This is a genomic window from Streptomyces sp. NPDC048462 (assembly GCF_043200175.1).
GTDB lineage: Bacteria > Actinomycetota > Actinomycetes > Streptomycetales > Streptomycetaceae > Streptomyces.
Window position 1 is genome coordinate 268,190 of the sequence record NZ_JBICXG010000002.1, and the last position, 20,682, is coordinate 288,871.

Below are 20,682 nucleotides of genomic sequence, written 5' to 3' on the forward strand. Positions count from 1 at the left end.
GTCAGGTGAGCGGGCGCATGCGGTAGTTGTACCGGTCCGGCAGCGGCTCGTCCGTCAGCTCGGCCCACACCTCGTCCAGGATCTCCGCACCCTCGCGCAGATCGGCGACCTCGAAGCCCTCGTCGAACAACGCGCGTGCGGCACCGCGGTCGCCCTCCGCGATCAGCAGCCTGGCCTCCAGCAGACGGAAGCGGCCACGGCTGCGGACCTCGGGGAGCTGCCCGTCCCAGACGGTGCGGGCAGGCTGCGGCCGGCCCGCCGTCAGCAGCGCCTCGATCGCCTCCCGGCCGAGGGCGGCGGTGGCGGCCGTCCAGGTGTCACCGTCGTCCCGGCGCTCCGCGCACAGGTCGTCGAACGCCTCCGTGTAGTGGTCGGCCGCCCGTTCCCACTGGCGGCTCTCCTGGGCGGCGACGGCGAGGCAGCGCAGCAGGGGCCAGCGGGAGGGAGCCAGGGCCAGTCCGCGTTCCCAGCTGCGGACGGCCTGGGCGCGGTCGTCGGCGTGCCACTGGGCGATGCCCAGGTGGTATTCGGTGAGCGGCTCGGCGGCGGCCGTCTCCAGCATGTCGCGCCAGTGCGGGGAGACCAGCGAGGGGCCGGGCGGCGCCACCCTGCGCGGTTCGGGGAAGGTCCCCTGCTCCAGCAACTCCAGCCAGGGCGCCTGCTGTTCACCCAGTGTGGACTCGGCGAACGGGGTACCGGGAAGCTTGAATCCGCCGCGTCGGACCTCCAGCGCACCCCAGCCGGACCCGGTGGCGAGGACCTCGCCGGGTTCGGTGTCGGCGCAGCGGCGCCAGGCCTCGTACGCGGCGTCCACATCGGCGCGCGGCAGGGCGTCGGCGAGCCTTCGTTCGGTCTCCGCGCGGGCGGCGGACCAGTCGTCGCCGTGCACGGCGGCGGGGTCCGCCGACAGGGGTCCGTACGACTCCAGCCAGCTGAACTCGCCGCCGGGCTCCAGCGGCACGTGTTCCAGCTGGGTGCGGGCGAGCCCGGCCTGGATCTCCGCGTAGCCGACGGTGCCCGGTTCGGTGAGCCACTCCTGCCAGCGGCGGCCGCCGGGTCCGCTGCCCCAGAGGAACAGCTTGCGGCCGCGCAGCAGGTCGGTGGAGGTCTGGACGAGCCCGTGGCCGTTCTCGTCGAGGGAGGCGATCCAGCGGCGGGCGCCGTCGGGGACCTCGTAGAAGTAGTCGGCGGGGAAGTCGCTGCGCAGCGGGTACGTGCGGTCGACCGAGCCGCTCTCGGGGACCGGGACCAGGTTCAGGTTGTGTTCGTAGCCGAAGTGCCAGGCTTCCTCGGCCGGGGCCACCACCCGGGTGCGCTCGCCCTCCGGTACGGCGATGTTGGACCACCAGTAGACCGGTGCGGGGCGCTCGTGCGGGTTGCGTATCCGCACGCCGACGTGGAGGAAGTCGGAATCGTCGGGCAGCCACAGGTCCACCTGGAACGGCAGGTCGCGCAGCCGCTCCCACTCCCAGAGCCGGACCATCCGGCCGCCGTCGGGGGCGGTGACCAGGGCGGCGTGCACGGGGGCGCAGGACAGGGTGGTGTGACCGGTGGCGCCGATGTTCCACTCGATGCCGCCGGAGAACCAGGCGCCGTTGAGCGCGAAGTCGGCGGGCTGCAGGACGGGGTTGGTGTAGACGAGGTCCCGGCCGGTGGGCTTGTGGAAGAGGGAGTGGATGCGGCCGCCGTATCCCGGCAGCACGGTGGCCCGGATCCGGTCGTTCTCGATCACGATCGCATCGAGGCCGGTGGGGGTGCGCTCGCGTCCGTACCCGTCGAGGACGGGCACCGGCAGGACGGTGGCCAGCGGCTCGTGGCCGATCTGGCGGGCCATGTCACGGGGCAGGCCGGCCCGGTCGCGGTCGTCGACGACGTGCATCTCGTCGAGGGGCCGCAACGCGGGCAGCGGATTCTCCGGTCCCACCGCCGCCGCGGGCAGGGTCAGTACGGCACGTCGTACGGTGGTGGCCAAGGCAACCTCGATCCCTCGCGCGGGCCGCCGCAGGTCCGGGCGCCCCCCGATGACCATGGAACACGCTGCGGGCCGCCCGGACCAGGGGATCGGCCGTCACTCTTCGGCAAAAGCCGCGACCACCAGGTCGGTGAGCATGGCACCCGCGGTGCCGTCCGGGTCGAGATCGGGGTCGTAGACGGTGATGTTGAGGCCCACGCAGCGCGGCGAGCGGACCAGTGCCCGCAGCAGCGGGCCCAGTTCGCCGGGCAGGACGCCGCCGTCGTCGGGGCTGTCCACGGCGGGCATGACGGACGGGTCGAGGACGTCGGCGTCCAGGTGCACCCAGAAGCCGTCGAGGACCGGGGTCTCCAGAGTGCTCAGGAGGTCCGCCGAGAGCGGCCCGGCACCCCGCTCGCGCAGTTCGCCCACGGTCACGAAGGGGATCTTCAGCTCGGCGAGTCCGGCACGGTCCTCGTCGTAGTCGCGGATGCCGACGAGCCTGATGTCCTCGTCCCGGAGGTAGGGCCGCAACCCCTCCAGATCGGCCAGGTCGTGCTGGCCCCGGCCGGTGGCGATGGCCACCTCCTCGCCGGCCGCCGCGCCGACCCGGTCGCTGTTGCCGGGGTGGCGGAAGTCCGCGGAGCCGTCGATCGCGACGAGCCCGTAGCGGCCGAGCCGGCGCAGCGCGAGCGAGGCGCCGAGCTGGATGGAGCAGTCCCCGCCGAGGACGAGGGGAAGGTCGCCGGAGCGGACCAGGCCCTCGATCCGGTCGGCGAGGACCGGGGTGTAGCGGGCGATCGCGGCGGCGTTGAAGACCCCGTCGCCCTCCTGCCAGTCGCCCCGGTCGTAGCGGGGCGGTACGACGACGCCACCCTCACGGGCACCGACGCGCTGGAGGATCCGTTGCTCCCGCAGCGCCCCGGCAAGCTTGTAGCAGCCCGGGACGGTGCCGGGGGCCGGCGGACGAAGCCCCAGGTTGGATGGTGCGTCGAGCACGACAATATTCCGCATGCGCCTCATCCTCCCGGTCGTAGGCTTGCCGCTCAAGCGGTTTGCGGGACGTAACGGAGACGGTGGATCACGATGAGTACGCAGCACACCTACCGAGTGATCGTGCGCGGCACCTGGGCCGGGCTGACGGACGTGGCGCGGGAGCGGATGCTGGCCGGGGTGGAGCAGCACGGCCTGGCGGCGATGGCGTTCACCGAGGAGGGTTCGCTCACCTACGACCGGGTGCTCAAGCACTTCAGCTTCCGCTACGTGGTGGTGTCGGACGCCGAGGACGGCGCGGAGATGGCGTGCGCGATCGCCGAGGACCGCGCGGAGAAGGATCTGCGCGAGCGCGGGTACGGGCACGGCGAACTGCGCTCCACGGCGACGGACATGGACACCATGAAGATCAACTACAAGGGACGGCGGGGACCGGGGGCGGGGTGACAGCGGGCCGCCAGCGGACGGAGAGGCGAGCGCGATCCGGTCAGCAGCGCACTCCGGTTGCGCCGCCGTCCGCGTGAATCATCGGTTCCGTGAGGCCGTAGTAGAAGCCTCCGTAGAAATCGATACAGGTGTTGCCCGGTGCGGAGACATAGACGGGTCCGGCGTACTTGCTGTAGTACTCCAACTCTCCGTCGACGTCGGCCCAGCCTCCCTGCACTGCTCCTCCACGGTAGGCTGACATGACCTACTCAATCGGGACCGAGTCCGGCTTCACAGCACAACTCAGGCCGTATCTGGCCCCGGGCCGGGGCCGCGTCGCAGTAGGCCTCGCGGCACCAGGGCCGCCCGCTGCCGCCGGACAGCGATCCGCCACAGGAGCACCGCACGCCCCGAGGGAGCGCCGGGCGGGATCCCCCACCACCCTGTACCCGACGCTCCGCGAACCGTGGATCCGGGCCGGCTCATACTGCCAGGTGGGCCAGTACCGAACGCATCCCGCCGTGCACGGCGTCGCGCGACTCCTGTGTCAGGTCGATGGTCTCGAAGCCGTGATGGGCGTTCGGTACGTCGACCACCTCCAGCACCGCCCCGCAGTTCCGCGACGCGGTGAGGAACTCCTCCACCGTCGCGGCGATCTCCGGCCTCTCACGGCCCACGCGCGTGATCACGAGGGGCAGGGCGCCGGCCTTCGCCACCGCGTCCGCCGGGTGGAAGCGCGCGTCGACCCGGCCCAGGTACGGCAACGGCGCGAGGACCGGATAGCTGGCCGCCAGGCAGCGCAGCCAGGACGGGGGCTCCCGCAGCCAGTCCGCCGTGAGCAGCCCGCCGCCCGAGAAGAACCACAGGGCGATCCGCTGCCCGTCCACCCGTGGATCGGCCCGGACCAGCTCCAGCGCCGCGGCCACGTCCCCGGCTGCGCGGGGGTAGTCGGCGACGTCGTGCAGGCGGTGGTCGAGGGTCACGCCCACCACGCCCTGCCCGGCCGCGCTGCGGGCGTACCCGGTCAGGGTCGGCCAGTCCCTCGGAGTCGGCCGGGCCTCGGCGGGTACCGGTCCGCCGTGCACGAACACCACGGCCGGGCGCGGGCCCTCGGCGTCCGGCAGGTACAGGTCGACGTTGGCGGTCCGCTCGCGCGGGATGTCCGGTACGTCGAGCAGGAAGGGCCGCAGGTGTGCGGGCGGCCGGGACTCCTCGGGGGACACCAGCCGGTGCCCCTCACCCGCCGCCGCCCTTCGCAGGACGTCCGCGAGCTCGTCCGGGAGGGACAGCATCGGCCAGTGCCCGGTGGGGAGTTCGAAGAACGTCACCTGTGGGCCGGTGAAGGCCTGGAGGGTGGGCTCGCCGAAGTCGACTCCCCGCTGGACCATTTCGATGCTGGAGCCGCTCCCGTTGCACAGCACCCCGCTGACGGGCAGCGCGGCGGCCGCGCCGGTCAGCCGCAGCGGCTGGAGCAGGGTGCGCAGCGGTTGCGGGGCGGCGGACGCGGTGAGCCGGTCCAGGGCCGCGTCGGGCACGCCCTCGGTGCTGCCCCAGCGCCCCCACGCCTCGCGGGCCGGAGCGGGCAGCTCCCCGTCCCCGCCGCGTCCGGCCAGTTCCTCGCGCAGGGCCGCGTCGGGTACCGCGGCCAGCGCGGGTACGCCGTCCCGGGGCAGTCCCGAGTCCAGGTAGACGATTCGGCCGACGCGCTCCGGTCTGCGGTCGGCGGCGCCCAGCACGGGGTGGATGCCGTAGTCGTGGCCGACCAGCACGATCTGCCGGCCGGCCGCGGCCCCCGCCGCTGCGTCGACCGAGTCGATCACCGCGAGCACGTCCGCGATGTGGGTCTCCAGGTCGACGGGGTCCGCCCCGGCGGGGCGGGGCCTGCCGGTTCCGGTGAGGGCCACCGCGTGCACCTCGTCGCCCGCGGCGGCCAGTCGCGCGGCGGTGTCCCGCCACACGTGTGCGTCGGTGAACATGCCCGGTACCAGGATGAATGCGGTCATCGGTCTCTCCTCAGCGCTCCTTCGCCAAAGACGCCGCCACCACTGTCCGGCAGCGCCCGCCGGTACGGTAGAAGCTCCCCCTGAGGGAGGTTCAAGTGTTCCCGTCCCACGACGGCCTGTACGGCATCGGTGAACTCGCCGAGCGTGCGGGCGTCACCGTCAAGACCGTCCGCTTCTACTCGGACAGCGGTCTGCTGCCGGAGGCCCGCCGCAGCGCCGGCGGACACCGCCGGTACGGCCCCGAGGCACTCGGCCGGCTGCGGCTGGTCCGCTCCCTGCGCGCCCTGGGGCTTCCGGTGCGCGAGGTGCGGCGCGTCATCGACGAGGAGGAGGCCGGGGCCGGCAGCGTGCTGGAGGACGCCGTCGCGGGGCAGCTGCGCGAACTCGGCTCCCAGCTCCGGGCGTTGCGCTGGCGGGAGGCCGGACTGCGGCTGGTGCAGGAGTGCGGGCCGGGTGAGCGGGCGGACCGGCTGCGCCTGATCGGGGCCGTGTCCGCGCCTCCGGACACCGCGCCGCTGGCCCGGTTCTGGCGGGGCTGGCTGCCGCCCCGGATGCCGGCCGGGGCGACCGCCGCGTTCCTGGAGGCGGTGGTGCCGCAGCCACCGGAGGACCCGGAGCCCGCCCAGGTCCTCGCCTTCGCCCGGCTGTACGCCTTGGTGACCCGCCCGTGCACCGGCGCCGAGCGGACCCAGCCGGCGGCGCACCGGGGCGAGGGGGCCGGCCGGCCGGCTGTCCTGTACGCCGGCCTGGCCGAGGCGTACGAGCTGGCGGGGGCCCGGATGCGCCGGGGCGGGCGGCCGTCCCCGGGCGCGGAGCTGGACAGTTTCGTGGCCGCGTACGCGAGCGCGTACGGCAGCCGGGACACCCTTGCCTTCCGCCGTGTGCTGGCCGGGCAGCTGGCGGCCGATCCCCGGATCGACCGCTACTGGGAGCTGGTGACCGAGGTGGTCACCCCGCCGGGCGGCACGCCGGAGCCGACCCCGGGGTCCGCGCACGACTGGCTGTTCGCCGCCCTGGACGCGCAGCGGCTTGCCGAGACGGCCTGAGGCCCCGGCCTGCCGGGTCAGCGCATCTCGGCGGTGATCGCCCAGCGCTCGTGGTCGCGCCAGGCGCCGTCGATGAACAGGAAGTCCGGCGAGAACCCCTCCAGCCGGAAACCGGCCCGGCGCACCAGCGCGAGCGAGGCCTCGTTGCCCGGCTGGATGTTGGCTTCGAGGCGGTGCAGGCCGAGGTGCCCGAAGGCGTGCCGCAGAACCAGTTCGAGCCCCTCGGTCATCAGCCCGCGACCGGCCGCGTGGGCGAAGGCGCCGTATCCGAGCGCGCCGCAGCGGAAGCCCCCGATGACGATGTTGTTGATGTTGACGAAGCCGGCGACGGCGCCGCCGGCGTCCCGCTCGCACACAAGGAAGCCCGCCCTCGACGGGTCCTCGATGAGTGCGGTCGCGTACGCGTCGTAGGTGCCGGGGCCGGTCGGCGGGAACAGCCAGGGCCGGTGCAGTTCCCGGCTCTCCCGGGCGCGTGCGGTGAACTCGTCGGCGTCCGCGGGCGTGAAGGGGCGGATCGCCGTGCGCGGGCCCTCGGCGAGGTAGGTGAAGTCGGGCATCGGCCCAGCCTAAAGGCTGTCCCGTAGGGTCTTTCGTTTGGATCAGGCCGGATCAGGAGCCCGGCATGATCCAAACGAGAGGCCCCAGGCGGCCAGGAGCGCGCCGGTGCTACTTGGGGCGCCTGCGGAAGAAGTAGGCGCCGCAGGCCATCCCGGCCACGAACATCACGGCCAGCGCCACGTAGAGCGGCATGGTCACCAGCGGGATCAGCAGGCGGACCGTCACGTCGTCGGTGTTCTCGGCGATGAACACCACCGACAGGACCGCGATGACGAGGACGAGAATGCGGGCCGGAGTGAACGGACCGGTGCTGCGCGTGCCGCCGCTCGACACATCCTTCGGGCTCATGAGACCGGCCCCTTCCCTGCTCCTGGTGCGCCTCGGCCCCCGGTCCACCAGGATGACTCCGTCCGGGTGGCCTGGGGCCGTTCTGTACACCCATTCGAGTGACAGGGGCGGGCAGGTGCGGGCAGGCGCCCGCCGTGTCAGTCCACCGTGCCGCCGACCACCGGCAGCTCCAGCACCCCGGTGTCGCCGGGTGCGCTGACGACGGTGACGGGCTTGATGCCCCGGTTCCCGAAGTACGCGGTGTCGCTGGCGGCGATCACGAACTCCAGCCGGTGCCCCGGCTCGTACCGGTGGACGATGCCCGGCAGCTGGACCGTGAACGGCCTGGTCACGTCCGGTACCCGGACCGGCGAGACGAGCCGGTTCACCAGACTCCTGGAGCCGTCCGGCGCCACGTCGTACACCTTGGCGAACAGGACGAGCTTGTCGGAGGCGTCACCGCTGTTCTGTACCCGCTCCGTCTTCGGCGAGACGACCTTCAGCGTCGCCTTCGGAGCGCCGACGACATCGACGGCGGCGGTCAGCGGGGCGCTGGTCCAGCCGAGGTAGGTGCCCTTGGTGTCGTAGGGCTTGGGATCCGGCAGGCCGATGAGGCCGGCCAGCGAGCTCTCCGAATGGCTGGTGGGAACCAGCCAGTTGCTGTACTGACGGCTGCCGCGCGAGACCTCGGAGCGGTTGTCGACGAGTTTGCCGTCACCGGAGAGGTACATCTTCTGTGTCAGGCCCGGCACGGCGTCCGCGGTGCCGTAGCCGCTCTGCCAGTCGCGGTAGTAGGCGAACTCGGGTCCGGTGTCGGTGTTCGTCTCGTGGCGGAGGTAGCGGTCGAACCAGCCGAGGATGCGGCCACCGACGTAGCTGCTCTCCAGATTGCCCTGACCCAGGTCGAGTTCACCGTCCACCTGGCCGCCGCTGTGGCCCCAGGCCTGCCAGATCATCTTGGCCGTGGTGCCCTGTGCCTTGAGCGTCCGGTAGGTGGCGGTGGCCTCGTTGAGGTTGAACAGGCTGTCAGTCTGGCCCTGGACCAGGAGCGTGGGCGCCTTGACCCGGCTCAGGTACGAGACCGGCGAGACGCTGCGCGCGTAGTCGAGCATGGCGGTGGTCTTCCCGGCCGGGTAGCGGCCCGAGTTGAGCAGCCGGACGGTGTCGCAGGCCTTCGGTGCGAAGTGCAGGCAGGTCAGGCTGCCGAACCGGGAGGGGTCCAGGCTGGGGCTGAGGATCGTCTGCCCCTCCCCCATCAGGTAGAAGCCGTTGGTCCACTGCCATTTGAAGACCCCGGGGGTGTCGGACGAGACGCCCTGGACCGCACCGGTGTTGTTGGGGGCGAGCGAGTAGCCGAGGTCGTTCCAGGTGATCAGCGGGACCAGGGCGTCGACGCGGTGGTCGACGGCGGCGGTGGCCATCTGGACGGCTCCGCCGTACGAGCCGCCGATCATGCCGACCCTGGGGTCTCCGGGGCCGTCCAGGGTGACGAAGTCGGCCTCGGTGCCGTCGTCGGCCGCGCGGGTCCCGCCGAGGAAGTCGACGAGGGCGGCGGCGGCTTTGCCGTCCGCCTCGGGGTCGTCGAGGGTGATGAGGCAGCCGGATTTGCCGAAGCCGAGTCCGGAGTAGACGAGTCCGACGTAGCCGCGCGAGGCGAAGGCCTTGCCGATGCCGTCGGTGGAGCCGTCCGACTTGCTGCCGCCGAAGCCGTTGGTGGCGAGCACGGCGGGCGCCGGGTGGGCCGCGTCGGCGCCGGTGGGGCGGTAGAGATCGGCGTCCACGGCGCAGGACCTGCCGCCCACCGAGACGGTGAACTTCATTGGGGTGACGGTGTATTCGGATGCCGCCGCGGCCGGCGCCGCCTGTGCGGTGCCGGTGAGCGCGAGCGGGGCCGCGAGGACCACGCCGGCGATGAACACGAGTGATCTGCGTGACGGTGACAGCGGTTTACGGGACAGTGACACCGGCCGGGACCGGAAACGGGAGCCGGGAACAGCACGCGACACAAAGACCTCCACACCGAGGGCGCCAGGCGCCCTACCGGCCAGTAAGCACTGGGTCGCGCTCATGCTGTGACACGGCTCATAGCGGTGTCAACGCCTCGTACGACGGTTCCTGAAGGTTGCTCAACTTCTGCGCATCGCGTACCCGTTCGGCGTGCGGGTGCCGGTCGGCACCGCTCAGAGCAGGGCCGCGACCTCGACCGTGAGGGTGGCCGGAGCGCCGTCGGCGGGCGCGTCCAGCACGGCCGGCACCCCGAGCGGGATGGTCAGCCCGGTGGGGCCGTGGCCGAAACCCAGCTCCTCGACGACCGGGATGCCGAGGCCGCCGAGCCGGTCGGCGAGTACCGCCCGCACCTTCGCGTACGGCTCGCAGCCCGCCCAGGAACCGCAGGCAACCCCGGCGACGCCGTCGAGCGCCCCGGCCCGCAGCAGCTGGGTGAGGATGCGGTCGATGCAGTACGGGGGCTCGGTGATGTCCTCGATGACCAGCAGCCCGCCGGCGGCCGACCGCCTGGCGTGCGGGGTGCCCAGGTCTGCTGCGAGCAGGCTCAGACAGCCGCCGTAGGTGACGCCCCGGGCCCGGCCGGGCACCAGCGCCCTCGCCCCGTCGAGCCCCAGCGTGCGCACCGTCCCGGGCTCGAACAGGGTGGCCCGCAGGGACTCCTGGGTGGCCGGGTCCTTGAGGAAGGTCTCCGCGCCCGCCATCGGCCCGTACAGCGTGGCGAGGCCCGTCCGCAGGGCGAACGCCTCGTGGAGCACGGTGACGTCGCTGTAGCCGACGAACACCTTGGGCCCGGCGGCCCGTATCGCCGCCCAGTCGAGCAGATCGACCATGCGGTGTGCCCCGTACCCGCCCCGGCTGCAGATCACCGCGTCGACCGAGGGGTCGCACCAGGCGTCCTGGAGATCCCGGGCACGCGCCTCGTCCGTGCCGCCGAGATAGTCCAGTTCCGGGTGGACTCCCAGGACATGGGGCATCGGCACCGGGTCCAGGCCCCAGCCCCGGAGGATGTCGAGGCCCGGCTCCAGGCGGTCGACGGGCAGCGGTCCGCTCGTCGACACGACGGCCACCCTGGCACCCGCGCGCAGGCGGGCCGGGCGGATCAGTGGCGCGAGGCTCACTTCTCCAGCTCCAGCCTCGGCACGTCGGGCCGCTCGATACCGAAGGTCTGCGCGTAGAGGGAGAGTTCGGACTCCAGTGCGCTGATCATGGTGTCGGCGCGGCGGAAGCCGTGCCCCTCGCCCGGGTAGGTGAGGTAGGCGTGCGGAATGCCGCGCCCCTCCACGGCGGCCAGGAAGCGTTCGCACTGCACGGGCGGGCAGATCGGGTCGTCCTCACCCTGGAGCAGCAGGAACGGCGTGGTGAGCCGGTCGGTGCGGGTGCTCGGGGACCGTTCGCGGTAGCGCTCGGGTACCTCGGCCAGCGGGCCCACCAGCGATTCCAGGTACTGGGACTCGAAGTCGTGGGTCTCCCCGCTGCCCCAGCCGGTCAGGTCGAGGATGGGGTAGATGATCGTGCCGCAGGCGTAGACGTCGGTGCCCGTCAGTGAGGCGGCCGCGGTCCAGCCGCCGGCGCTGCCGCCCCGGACGGCGAGCCGGTCCGGGTCCGCCGTGCCCTCGGCGGCGAGCGCGCCGGCGACGGCCGCGCAGTCCTCGACGTCGACGACGCCCCACTGTTCGCGCAGCCGGTTGCGGTACTCGCGTCCGTAGCCGGTCGAGCCGCCGTAGTTGACCTCGGCCACCCCGATGCCGCGCGAGGTGAAGTAGGCGATCTCCAGGTCGAGGACGAGGGCCGCGTGCCCGGTGGGGCCGCCGTGCGCCCACACGACGTAGGGCGGCAGTTCACCGGGCGGCCCGGTCCGGTCGGGGCTGTGCGGCGGGTAGATGTGGGCGTGGATCTCCCGGCCGCCGGGACCGGCGAAGGTGCGGTCGGCGGGCTCCGGGTAGTACGCGGGGTCGACCGCGTCCTCGTGCGGCGCCCCGATGATCCGGGTGTGCCCGGTCGCCGTGTCCAGCTCCACGATCTCGTACGCGCTGCGCGGGCTCGCGGCGATGCCGATGACCCGGCTGCCCTGCACGGCGAGCGTCCCGGCCCATTCGGTCCAGGGACCGGCGATGTCGACGAGCGTGCCGGTCTCCGGGTCGAGGATGCCGAGCGTGGTGGCGCCCTTGCCGTGCACGGTGGCGATGAGCCCGTTCTCCAGCGGCCGGAACCAGCTGAGCCCGATCTTCCACAGGGGCCCGGCGAACTCCTCCTGCCCGGGGCAGAGTTCGCTCGCGCTCCCGTCCTGCTCGGCGCGGTACAGGTTCCACCACCCGCTGCGGTCACTGGCGAAGAGCAGCCGCCCGTCGTCGGCCCACTGGATCTGCGGTACCGATTCCTCCGGTCCGCCCAGGAGGGTCCGCGGGGCGTGGAACGTCGCATCGTCACCGAGGTCCGCGACGATCACCTCGGTGCCGTCCCACGGCATCCTCGGGTGGTCCCAGGCGATCCAGGCGACCCGCCGCCCGTCGGGCGAGAGCTCGGGCCCGGTGACGAACCGGTGCCGGTCGTCGGAGAGTTCGCGTACCGCGGACCGGTCGCCGGCCGCCGAACCGTCGAGCGGCACGGCGGCGATCAGCCTGCGCAGTTCGGCCGGTCCCTCGCCGGTGAACTCCTCCAGGACGCACCAGACCTCGCCCGAGGCGCCCCGGCCCGGGTGCAGTCGCGGGTCGGCCCAGCGCAGTCCGCCGCCGAGCGGCGAGAGCGGGGTGAGCGGCCACGGGTCGCGGGGCCCGTCCGGCTCGTAGGCGTACAGCCGCTGGTCGTCGAAGTGGACGAAGACGATCAGTGGGCCGCCCTCGGCGCGTTCCGTGCCGGTCCAGGGCCGTCCGCCGTACTCGATGACCCGGCTGCGGACGTTCCAGGGGGCGGGCAGCTCCGCGGTGGTCCCGTCGGCCAGCCGTCGCACCAGGGCTCGGCGGCCTGCCTGGGCCGGGCGGGGTTCGGTCCACCACAGTTCGTCGCCGACCGCTTCGACGTACTCCGGCCGGCCGTCCCGTGAGGCGGCCAGCGCGGCGTCGATCGGGGACAGCCAGCTTCCGTAGGCCTGAGTGGTTGCCATGTGCGATTCCCCCGAGTGGGTCAGGCGGTGCGGAGATAGTGGTCCAGGACCCGGACGCCGAAGTGCAGCGCCTCGACGGGGACTCGTTCGTCCACGCCGTGGAAGAGGGCCTGGTAGTCGAAGCCGACGGGCAGCTTCAGCGGCGAGAAGCCGTAGCCGGTGATGCCGAGCCTGGAGAACTGCTTGGCATCGGTGCCGCCGGACATGGAGTACGGCACCACGTGGCCGTCCGGGTCGAACCGCTCGACGGCCGCGCGGAGCTTGGCGTACGTGGGCGAGTCGACGGGGGCCTGGAGGGCGACCTCGCGGTGGTGGAACTCCCAGTCGACCGAGGGCCCGGTCAGCCGGTCCATGGTCGTGCGGAACTCGTCCTCGCCGCCGGGCACCATCCGGCCGTCGACGAACGCGGTGGCGTGGCCCGGGATCACGTTGACCTTGTATCCGGCGTCCAGCATCGTCGGGTTGGCACTGTTGCGGACGGTCGGCTCGATGAGGGCGGCGGCCGGTCCGATCTTGCCAAGGAGTTCGTCCACGTCGAAGCCGGGGGCGTCCAGGTCGGGGTGGATGCCGTGCAGCGCGGCGATCTCGGTGAGCGCGGCGCGGACCGTCGGGGTGAGGCGCACCGGCCATTCGTGGGCGCCGATCCGGGCGACGGCGGCGGCCAGCGCGCTGACCGCGTTGGCCTTGTTGACCTTGGAGCCGTGCCCCGCCTTGCCGTGCGCGGTCAGCTTGAGCCATCCGGTGCCGCGCTCGCCCGCCGCGATGGGGTAGAGCGGCATCTTCGGCCCGGCGTGGAAGGTGAAGGCGCCGGATTCGCTGATGCCCTCCGTGCAGCCTTCGAAGAGTCCGGGGTGCTGATCGGCGAGGAAGCCCGAGCCGTCGTCGGCGCTGGCCTCCTCGTCGGCGGTGTACGCGATCACGATGTCGCGGCGGGGCCGGATGCCGGCCCTGGCCCAGAACCGGGCGACGGCCAGGACCATCGCGTCCATGTTCTTCATGTCGATGGCCCCGCGTCCCCAGACGACTCCGTCGCGTACCTCGCCGGAGAAGGGGTGCACGGTCCAGTCGGCCGCCTCGGCGGGCACCACGTCCAGGTGCCCGTGGACCAGCAGCGCGTCGGCGGTGGGGTCGGTGCCGGCGATCCTGGCGACCACGTTGGTGCGCCCGGGGGTGCGCTCCAGGAGCGTCGGTTCGAGGCCGGCGGCGGCCAGCCGCTCGGCCACGTACTCGGCCGCCGGGCGCTCCCGGCAGTCGCCGCCGCCCCGGTTGGTGGTGTCGATGCGGATCAGTTCGGAGGTGAACGTCACCGATTCGTCGAGCGCGCGTGCGTCGACGCCGTCCTGGGGGTTGGTCACCTCAGCCATACTGTTCCTCCACGGCGGACGACACGATGGTCGTCACCGCCTTGAACGTGCGGATACCTTCGTACATCGTCTCGCTCGTGTAGGAGACACGCCTCTCGCCGGAGACCGCCACGCCCGGTACGACGGTGGCCGCCGCCGCCAGGTGCTCGGCGTCGAACTCCAGCTCCACGGTGAACGGTCCGCCGTCGACGGGCTGGTACCGCCCGGCGAGCGCGGCCGCCTCCTTCGCCGCCGCACGGATGTCGGCCGCCGTACGGGCGGGGGTGCGGCAGACCGCCGCGTAGCGCGAGACGTAGTCCTTGACCGCGGCCGTACGGGCGTCGGGGGCGTAGCCGGCCGCGTCGGCACAGGTCAGGTCGTCCCCGGTGACCAGGACGACGGGAACGCCGTACTCGGCGGCGACGTGCGCGTTGAGCAGCCCCTCGCTGGCCCTGGCGCCGTTCAGCCAGACCCCGGTGATGGAGTTGGCCAGATAGGTGTGGGCCAGGACGCCCTCCGTGCCGGCACCGGTGTGGTACCCGACGAAGGCGACGGCGTCGACGTCCCCGTGCTGGATGCCCTCGACCATGCTGAGCGACTTGTGCTTGCCGGTGAGCATCTGGACCCGGTCGTCGAGCCGCTCCAGGAGCAGGTTGCGCATGCTCCAGTGGGCCTCGTTGACGAGCACCTCGTCGGCGCCGCCGTCATAGAACCCGAGGGCCGCGGCGTTGACGTCGGAGGTGAACAGGGAACGGCATCGCTCCCACTGCGGCGTGCCGGGCAGCACATCGGCCGGCCAGGTCACGCCGGTGGCGCCTTCCATGTCGGCACTCACGAGGATCTTCATGCGGCCACACGGTACGCGTCGTCGAACGCGCAGGCCAGGGCTGCCGGGACCTCCATTGGTCCATTCCACTGACGGTCCTCGCGCACCTCAGATCCCCGGGTGGTCTCCGGTCGCGCCGTCGGTCCGCTCGCGCAGGAGATCGGCGTGGCCGTTGTGCCGGGCGTACTCCTGGATCATGGTCACGTAGACCCGGCGCAGGCTGCACTCGCGGCCGCGCGTCGTCACGAAGGATGCGTCGAGGGCGTGCCCGGCGACGGCCGCGTCGGCGGCGGCGACCTCGGCCCGGTAGGCGGCGAAGTCGTCCGCGGCCCGGACCGGGTCGGTGCCTTCGAGTCCTTCGTCGCCGTCGTCCGGGCCGGTGAAGACGTCACCGAGCGGCCGGCCCGCGAAGCACCGCCGGAACCACCAGCGCTCGATCTCGGCCATGTGCCGGACCAGGCCGAGCAGAGTGAGCGAGGAAGGCGCGGCAGCGGTACGGGCCAGCTGTTCCTGGTCGAGTCCGGCGCACTTGACCAGGAGGGTCTCGCGGTGCCACTGGAGCCAGCCCGCGAGGAGGGTGCGCTCGTCGGCGGTGCCGGGGGCGTTGAGCTGGAGACCGTCGGCCGTCGTGCGGGTGAAGGGGGGCGCCGTCCATGTCATGGCGGCCATCCTTACAGCACGGGCGCGCGGGGTGCCGGCGGCTCAGCCGGCGGCTGTGCGGTGTTCGTGGACCCGCAGGTGGAGCACGGCGAGGTCCAGCAGCGGCGTGCCGACATCGTGGAGCCGGGCCCGGTCCGTCAGATCGCCGAGGACGTGCTCGGCCTCGGTCGGGGCGCCGCTCACCACATCGCGGTACAGCGAGGCGGTGAGCGGCGAGCCCTCCGTCGTCAGCATCCTTGCCAGGGCGTCGAGTTCGCCCTTCGGTACGGGGTGCCCGGCGGCCGCGGCGACGGCGGCGCACTCGCCCAGCAGCCCTTCGATGAAGGCGCGCCCACCGGGAACGGCCGCGACGTCCCCGACGGTGCCGCGCATCAGGCAGGTCAGCCCCGACAGGGTGCTGATGAGGACCCACTTGCCCCACATCGCCGTGAGGGTGTCGTCCGGCACCCTCGTGTCGATGCCGGCGTCGGTGAGGACGGCGGCGATCGCCGCCACCCGCTCCGAGGGACCGCCCCGCTGCTCACCGACGGACAGGCTGGCGACCGGGGCGAGGCGGACGATGTCCCCCTCGCCGTTCAGCGTGCTGATGATCCTGGCGACACCGCCCAGCACCGCGTCCTCGCCGAAGCGCGCGCCGAGCCGGCTCAGATGGGCCATGCCGTTGAGCAGCGGCAGGATCGCGGTCCCCGGGCCGACCGCCGGTGCGATGTCGTCGAGTGCCGCGTCGAGAGCCGTCGCCTTCACCGAGAGCAGCACCAGGTCGTAGGGGCCGGTGAGTTCGCCCGCGGTCACGAGCCGGGGGGTGACCGTCTCGTCCTCCCCGACGCCGGTGACGCGCAGGCCGCGCGCGCGGAGGGCGGCGGCGCGGCGCGGCCGGACCAGGAAGGTGACGTCCTTGCCCGCCTGTGCGAGCCGGGCGCCGAAGTATCCGCCGGTGGCTCCGGCTCCTACGACCAGGATCTTCATGAACTGCGCCTTTCGGGTTCGCGGGCAGGGTGTTCGCGTGGCGAGCTGTCGGCTCAGTCGGCGATACGGAGTACCAGCTTGCCCGTCGACGTACGGCCCTCCATCAGCAGGTGCGCCTCGGCCGCATCGGACAGCGCGAACTCGGCCGTCACCGGGAGGTCCACATGCCCCTCGGTCACCGCGCGGAAGGCCCGCTCGGCGACCGTACGCAGGGTGGCGGGGTCGGACAGGGCCAGCTCCAGGATCGAGAAGCCGGCGACCGACCTGCTCCCCGGATAGAGCTCGGGCTGCCCGACCCGCCAGGGCTCCCCGCCGCCCGCGTTGCCGAACGAGACCAGGCGGCCGAAGACGGCCAGGCTGTCGAGCCCGCGCCGCAGCGTCTCCCCGCCGACCGCGTCGAGCACCAGGTCCACGCCCCGGCCCCCGGTGGCCCGGCGCACCTCGTCCGCAAACGAGTCGCCCACGAACACCTCGTCGTAGCCGTGCGCGAGGGCGTACTCGGCCTTCGCCTCCGAGGACACGACGCCGTACACGGTGCCGGCACCGGCCGCTCGGGCCAGCTGTCCGGCCACCGTGCCGACCCCGCCCGCCGCGCCCTGCACCAGTACGCTCTCCCCGGCCCGCAGCCGCCCGATCTCGTGCAGCAGGGCGTGGGCGGTCGGCAGCACGGTGGGCAGCGTGGCGCCCGTGCGCAGGTCCACCCCCTCCGGGAGCGGGAAGACGGTGGCCGCCGGGGCGAGCGCCACCTCCGCGTAGCCGCCGCCGTCAAGGAACGCCGCGACCTCCTGTCCGATGCGCAGCCCCGTCACCCCTTCGCCGACGGCCCTGATCCGGCCCGAGACCTCCAGCCCGGGGACGACCGGCAGCGCGGTCACCCGGTACCCCTCGGCGCGGGCCTTGAGGTCCGCGAAATTGACGCCCGCGTAGGCGGTGTCGATGGTGACCTGGCCGGGGCCCGGCTCGGGTACGACCGCCTCGACGGTCTTCAGTACCTCGGGCCCGCCGTACTCCTTGAACTCGATCACACGCATGACAGACCGCCCCCTGGCAGATATGTTCAACGAAAAGCGAACACTCGGAGTGTATGATTCTCATCGAACACTTGGCAAGGGGTGACAGCCCCTCACCGCCGGTCAGGGGCCGAGCGGTTACGGACACGGGAGCGCGAGATGCCCAGCCAGCCCACGAGCAGCGGCCACCGGCCCGCACCGACGCACACCGAACCCGCGCAGGTGACGCTGCTCGGCGCCCTCTCCGCACTGGCCGACCCGGTACGCCTCCAGCTGGTCCGCGACCTGGCCGGCTCCGAGGACTGGAACCGGACCTGCGGCAGTTTCGACGTACCGGTCGGCAAGGCCGCGCTCAGCCACCACTTCGCGGTACTGCGCGGTGCGGGCCTGGTGGAACAGCGCGACATCGGGCCCAGGCGGGTGAACCGGCTGCGCCGCGAGGAGTTCGAGACCCGCTTCCCCGGTCTGCTGGGCCTCCTGCTGCGGCCCGACGAAGCCTGAGCCGGCCGCTCGGGCGGGCGCACCACCGCCGGGCCCCGGCCAGCGGTCTCAGCGGCGCTTGGCGCCCTTCAACAGCTTCTCGATCCGGCTGAGTTCCTTGTTGCTGAACTCCAGGTTGCGGACCGCCTGGACGCTGTTCTCCAGCTGGGCGACGCTGCTCGCGCCGACGACGGCGGAGGTGACCCGGCCGCCGCGCAGCACCCAGGCCAGTGCCATCTGGGCCAGCGACTGGCCGCGCTCGGAGGCCAGTTCATCGAGCTCGCGGAGCCGTCCCACCAGCTCCGGGGTGACGGAGTCGGCCGACAGGAACGGGCTGCTGCCCGCCGCCCGTGAACCCTCCGGGATGCCGCGGAGGTAGCGGTCGGAGAGGATGCCCTGCTCCAGCGGCGAGTACGCGACGGAGCCCGCGCCCAGCTCGTCGAGGGCGGTGAGCAGGCCGTCCTCCACCCAGCGGTCCAGCATCGAGTAGCGCGGCTGGTGGATGAGCAGCGGGGTACCGAGGTCCTTCAGGATCCGGGCGGCCTCGCGGGTCTGCTCGGCCGAGTAGTTGGAGACGCCCACGTAGAGCGCCTTGCCCTGCTGGACCGCCGAGTGGAGGGCGCCCATCGTCTCTTCGAGCGGGGTCTCGGGGTCGGGCCGGTGGGAGTAGAAGATGTCGACGTAGTCGAGCCCGAGCCGGCCGAGGCTCTGGTCGAGCGAGGAGAGCAGGTTCTTGCGCGAGCCCCACTCCCCGTAGGGGCCGTCCCACATCAGGTAGCCGGCCTTGGTGGAGACGATGATCTCGTCCCGGTGGCGGGCGAAGTCCGACGTGAGCGCGCGGCCCATCGCGGTCTCGGCGGATCCGGGGGGCGGGCCGTAGTTGTTCGCCAGGTCGAAGTGGGTGATGCCGAGGTCGAAGGCGCGGCGGAGGATCTGGCCCTGGGTCTCCGGCGTCCGGTCCCCGCCGAAGTTGTGCCACAGACCGAGCGAGAGGGCCGGCAGCTTCAGACCGCTGCGCCCGGTGCGCCGGTAGGGCATGTCCTGGTAGCGGTCGGCGGACGGGATGTACATGCGGGGCTCCACGGGAGAGATCGTTCCGGTCCGCCGGGACGAGGTGCTCTCGAACTCGCCCGGCGGGGTGCAGGGTCCAGGCTGGCCCACATCGATCCAGCAGTCCAACAGGAGATTCCGCTTGGATTCAGCGTCTATATTTCTCAATCATGGAGTTGCGCCAGCTGGAACATTTCGTCGCGGTCGCCGAGGAACAGCACTTCACCCGGGCCGCCGAGCGCCTCGCCGTGTCGCAGTCCGGCCTCTCCGCCTCCGTCCGGGCGCTGGAGCAGGAGCTGCGGACCCCGCTGTTCAGCCGGACCACCCGCAGCGTGCGGCTGACCGAGGCCGGACGCGCCCTGCTGGTGGAGGCCGAGCGCACGCTGGCGGGCGCACGGGCGGCGAAGGACGCCGTGGACGCCGTACGGGGGCTGCTGCGCGGCACCCTGTCGGTGGGGGTCGAGCAGTGCGTGGCCGGGGTGAGCCTGCCCAGGCTGCTCGCGGCCTTCCACCGCGAGCATCCGCACATGGAGATCCGGCTCCGCCAGGAGGGGACGACGAGCCTGGTGGACGGGGTGGCCGGCGGGCGGCTCGACATCGCCTTCGCCGCCACGGTCAGCTCCGTGGAGTGGCGCGGCGAGCTGGTCCCACTGGCCCGTGAGCCCATGGTCCTGCTGTGCGCCCCCGGCCACCGGCTGGCCGCGAGGGACCGGGCCGGGTGGGACGAGCTGGCGGGCGAGCCGTTCATCGACTTCCATCCCGACTGGGGTCCGCGCCGGGCGGCCGACGAGGCGTTCGCGGCCGCACGGGTCCGCCGCACCGTGGCCCTTGAGGTGAACGACGTGCACAGCCTGCTCGAACTGGTGCGGGAAGGCCTCGGCATCGCGGTGGTCCCGCACCACTTCTCCCGCAAGCCCGAGGCGCGGTGCCTGGCCGCGGTCCGGCTCGACGGTCCGGACCAGCCGTACTACGAGAGCGTCGTGGTGCTTCCCGACGCACGGGCCATGAGCCCCGGAGCGCGGGCGCTCATGGCCCTGGTCCGGGAGCAGGACGCCCGCTGAGGCCGCTCCCGGGCCCGGTGGGGGCGGGACCGGGACCTCGGGACGGCCCGGGGCCCCGGCGCGCTTGCGGACCGGGGTCAGCCGACGGCCAGCACGAACCACCTCGCCGGCAGGTCGATGCGGGTCCCGTCGGGCAGGTACTCGGTCTGCGGCAGCGCCGTGTCACCGCTGTCCAGCGTGGCCAGACCGGCCGCCCGCAGGAGGTCGGGCACCTCCTCCTCGGCGGCGTCGGCCGGCTTGAGCCCGTGATCGAAGACGCGTCGTAGCTTCTTGGGCGGACCGTCCGGGCCCTGGGCCGCCAGCCGGAGCACGTCCTTGGAGGCCGGGGTCAGCTCGGCGACGAAGGCACGGCCGCGCGCCCCGAGCAGCGTCGCCACGGCTGCCGCCACCGCGGGCCTGGCCTCCGCCTCGCTCTGGTGGATCACCGCTCGCATGTACACGTTGGCGTCCCCGATCCGCTCGTGCAGGGCGCGGACCGCCGCGCCGTCGGTCAGATCGAGCTGGGCGAACTCGGCGACGCCCTCGGTGTCCGCCCGGCGGGCGTGGCCGATCGCGGCGTGCGAGAGATCCACCCCGATGGCGTGGGCGAAACGGGTGGCGAGGTAGCGGGTCTGGGTGCCGTTGCCGCAGCCGAGGTCGACGACGGGCAGTGCGGCATCGGCGTACGGCAGCAGCAGTTCGCTGTGCGGTACGGCGCTGAGCGAGGGATCGGCGTCCCATATCGCCTCGCCCGGCGCGTCCGACGTCGCTTCCCAGAAGCCTTCCCACGCGTCGCGGTACCGCTGTGGATCATTCATGCGCACTCCCGATTCCCGTCATGCCGAGGCACCTTGCACAACAAGGGAGTACCGTGCCCGGCTGATCAGGGCAAGGGC

General features: G+C 72.8%; 20 protein-coding genes. 4 read left to right on the forward strand and 16 right to left on the reverse strand.

Annotation, left to right across the window (positions count from 1 at the left end):
• Position 1 precedes the first annotated feature (1 nt).
• Both ACGFU6_RS04460 and ACGFU6_RS04465 read right to left on the reverse strand, forming a co-directional pair.
• The gene (locus ACGFU6_RS04460) at positions 2-1,972 is read right to left on the reverse strand and encodes a DUF5107 domain-containing protein (RefSeq protein WP_393608019.1); all 1,971 of its coding nucleotides are present in this window, start codon (positions 1,970-1,972) and stop codon (positions 2-4) included.
• A 96-nt stretch (positions 1,973-2,068) separates the two neighbouring features.
• On the reverse strand, positions 2,069-2,965 hold the full coding sequence (locus ACGFU6_RS04465; RefSeq protein ID WP_393608020.1) for an arginase family protein: 897 nt from the start codon (positions 2,963-2,965) through the stop codon (positions 2,069-2,071).
• A 72-nt stretch (positions 2,966-3,037) separates the two neighbouring features.
• Here ACGFU6_RS04465 and ACGFU6_RS04470 point away from each other — a divergent pair, with 72 nt between their 5' ends.
• On the forward strand, positions 3,038-3,391 hold the full coding sequence (locus tag ACGFU6_RS04470; protein WP_393608021.1) for a DUF6204 family protein: 354 nt from the start codon (positions 3,038-3,040) through the stop codon (positions 3,389-3,391).
• A 40-nt stretch (positions 3,392-3,431) separates the two neighbouring features.
• On the opposite strand, the gene ACGFU6_RS04475 is transcribed toward ACGFU6_RS04470, so the two are convergent.
• A complete protein-coding gene (locus ACGFU6_RS04475) occupies positions 3,432-3,632 on the reverse strand; it encodes a hypothetical protein (protein ID WP_393608022.1) in 201 nt (66 codons plus the stop codon).
• Between the two features lie 220 nt (positions 3,633-3,852).
• The gene (locus ACGFU6_RS04480; RefSeq protein WP_393608023.1) at positions 3,853-5,373 is read right to left on the reverse strand and encodes an alpha/beta fold hydrolase; all 1,521 of its coding nucleotides are present in this window, start codon (positions 5,371-5,373) and stop codon (positions 3,853-3,855) included.
• 95 nt (positions 5,374-5,468) lie between these two features.
• Between ACGFU6_RS04480 and ACGFU6_RS04485 the strand changes: the two genes are divergently transcribed.
• On the forward strand, positions 5,469-6,419 hold the full coding sequence (locus ACGFU6_RS04485; protein ID WP_393608024.1) for a MerR family transcriptional regulator: 951 nt from the start codon (positions 5,469-5,471) through the stop codon (positions 6,417-6,419).
• A 17-nt stretch (positions 6,420-6,436) separates the two neighbouring features.
• On the opposite strand, the gene ACGFU6_RS04490 is transcribed toward ACGFU6_RS04485, so the two are convergent.
• From ACGFU6_RS04490 to ACGFU6_RS04535, 10 genes are all read right to left on the reverse strand, one after another.
• On the reverse strand, positions 6,437-6,976 hold the full coding sequence (locus ACGFU6_RS04490) for a GNAT family N-acetyltransferase (protein WP_393608025.1): 540 nt from the start codon (positions 6,974-6,976) through the stop codon (positions 6,437-6,439).
• 109 nt (positions 6,977-7,085) lie between these two features.
• Positions 7,086-7,325, reverse strand: a complete 240-nt coding sequence (locus tag ACGFU6_RS04495; RefSeq protein WP_393608026.1) for a DUF1049 domain-containing protein — start codon at positions 7,323-7,325, stop codon at positions 7,086-7,088.
• 137 nt (positions 7,326-7,462) lie between these two features.
• Positions 7,463-9,322, reverse strand: coding sequence for a CocE/NonD family hydrolase (locus ACGFU6_RS04500; RefSeq protein ID WP_393608362.1), 1,860 nt, complete (start codon positions 9,320-9,322; stop codon positions 7,463-7,465).
• Positions 9,323-9,484: 162 nt separating this feature from the next.
• On the reverse strand, positions 9,485-10,429 hold the full coding sequence (locus ACGFU6_RS04505) for an LD-carboxypeptidase (protein ID WP_393608027.1): 945 nt from the start codon (positions 10,427-10,429) through the stop codon (positions 9,485-9,487).
• The gene (locus tag ACGFU6_RS04510) at positions 10,426-12,411 is read right to left on the reverse strand and encodes an LpqB family beta-propeller domain-containing protein (RefSeq protein ID WP_393608028.1); all 1,986 of its coding nucleotides are present in this window, start codon (positions 12,409-12,411) and stop codon (positions 10,426-10,428) included. Before ACGFU6_RS04510 ends, ACGFU6_RS04505 begins: the two co-directional genes overlap by 4 nt.
• Before the next feature lie 20 nt (positions 12,412-12,431).
• The gene (locus ACGFU6_RS04515) at positions 12,432-13,775 is read right to left on the reverse strand and encodes a M20/M25/M40 family metallo-hydrolase (RefSeq protein ID WP_393608029.1); all 1,344 of its coding nucleotides are present in this window, start codon (positions 13,773-13,775) and stop codon (positions 12,432-12,434) included.
• On the reverse strand, positions 13,768-14,601 hold the full coding sequence (locus ACGFU6_RS04520) for a M55 family metallopeptidase (RefSeq protein ID WP_393608030.1): 834 nt from the start codon (positions 14,599-14,601) through the stop codon (positions 13,768-13,770). Before ACGFU6_RS04520 ends, ACGFU6_RS04515 begins: the two co-directional genes overlap by 8 nt.
• A gap of 87 nt (positions 14,602-14,688) precedes the next feature.
• The gene (locus ACGFU6_RS04525; protein WP_393608031.1) at positions 14,689-15,240 is read right to left on the reverse strand and encodes a DinB family protein; all 552 of its coding nucleotides are present in this window, start codon (positions 15,238-15,240) and stop codon (positions 14,689-14,691) included.
• 42 nt (positions 15,241-15,282) lie between these two features.
• Entirely contained in the window at positions 15,283-16,206 is a 924-nt protein-coding gene (locus ACGFU6_RS04530; protein ID WP_393608032.1) for a ketopantoate reductase family protein, read from the reverse strand.
• A gap of 53 nt (positions 16,207-16,259) precedes the next feature.
• Positions 16,260-17,237: a zinc-binding alcohol dehydrogenase family protein gene (locus ACGFU6_RS04535; protein WP_393608033.1), complete on the reverse strand. Its 978-nt coding sequence runs from the start codon at positions 17,235-17,237 to the stop codon at positions 16,260-16,262.
• Between the two features lie 138 nt (positions 17,238-17,375).
• On the opposite strand from ACGFU6_RS04535, the gene ACGFU6_RS04540 reads away from it, so the two are divergent.
• Positions 17,376-17,717: an ArsR/SmtB family transcription factor gene (locus ACGFU6_RS04540; protein ID WP_393608034.1), complete on the forward strand. Its 342-nt coding sequence runs from the start codon at positions 17,376-17,378 to the stop codon at positions 17,715-17,717.
• A 48-nt stretch (positions 17,718-17,765) separates the two neighbouring features.
• On the opposite strand, the gene ACGFU6_RS04545 is transcribed toward ACGFU6_RS04540, so the two are convergent.
• A complete protein-coding gene (locus tag ACGFU6_RS04545) occupies positions 17,766-18,767 on the reverse strand; it encodes an aldo/keto reductase (protein ID WP_393608364.1) in 1,002 nt (333 codons plus the stop codon).
• Positions 18,768-18,916: 149 nt separating this feature from the next.
• Between ACGFU6_RS04545 and ACGFU6_RS04550 the strand changes: the two genes are divergently transcribed.
• On the forward strand, positions 18,917-19,807 hold the full coding sequence (locus ACGFU6_RS04550) for a LysR family transcriptional regulator (RefSeq protein WP_393608035.1): 891 nt from the start codon (positions 18,917-18,919) through the stop codon (positions 19,805-19,807).
• A gap of 77 nt (positions 19,808-19,884) precedes the next feature.
• On the opposite strand, the gene ACGFU6_RS04555 is transcribed toward ACGFU6_RS04550, so the two are convergent.
• Positions 19,885-20,604: a class I SAM-dependent methyltransferase gene (locus ACGFU6_RS04555; protein ID WP_393608036.1), complete on the reverse strand. Its 720-nt coding sequence runs from the start codon at positions 20,602-20,604 to the stop codon at positions 19,885-19,887.
• Between the last annotated feature and the right edge of the window lie 78 nt (positions 20,605-20,682).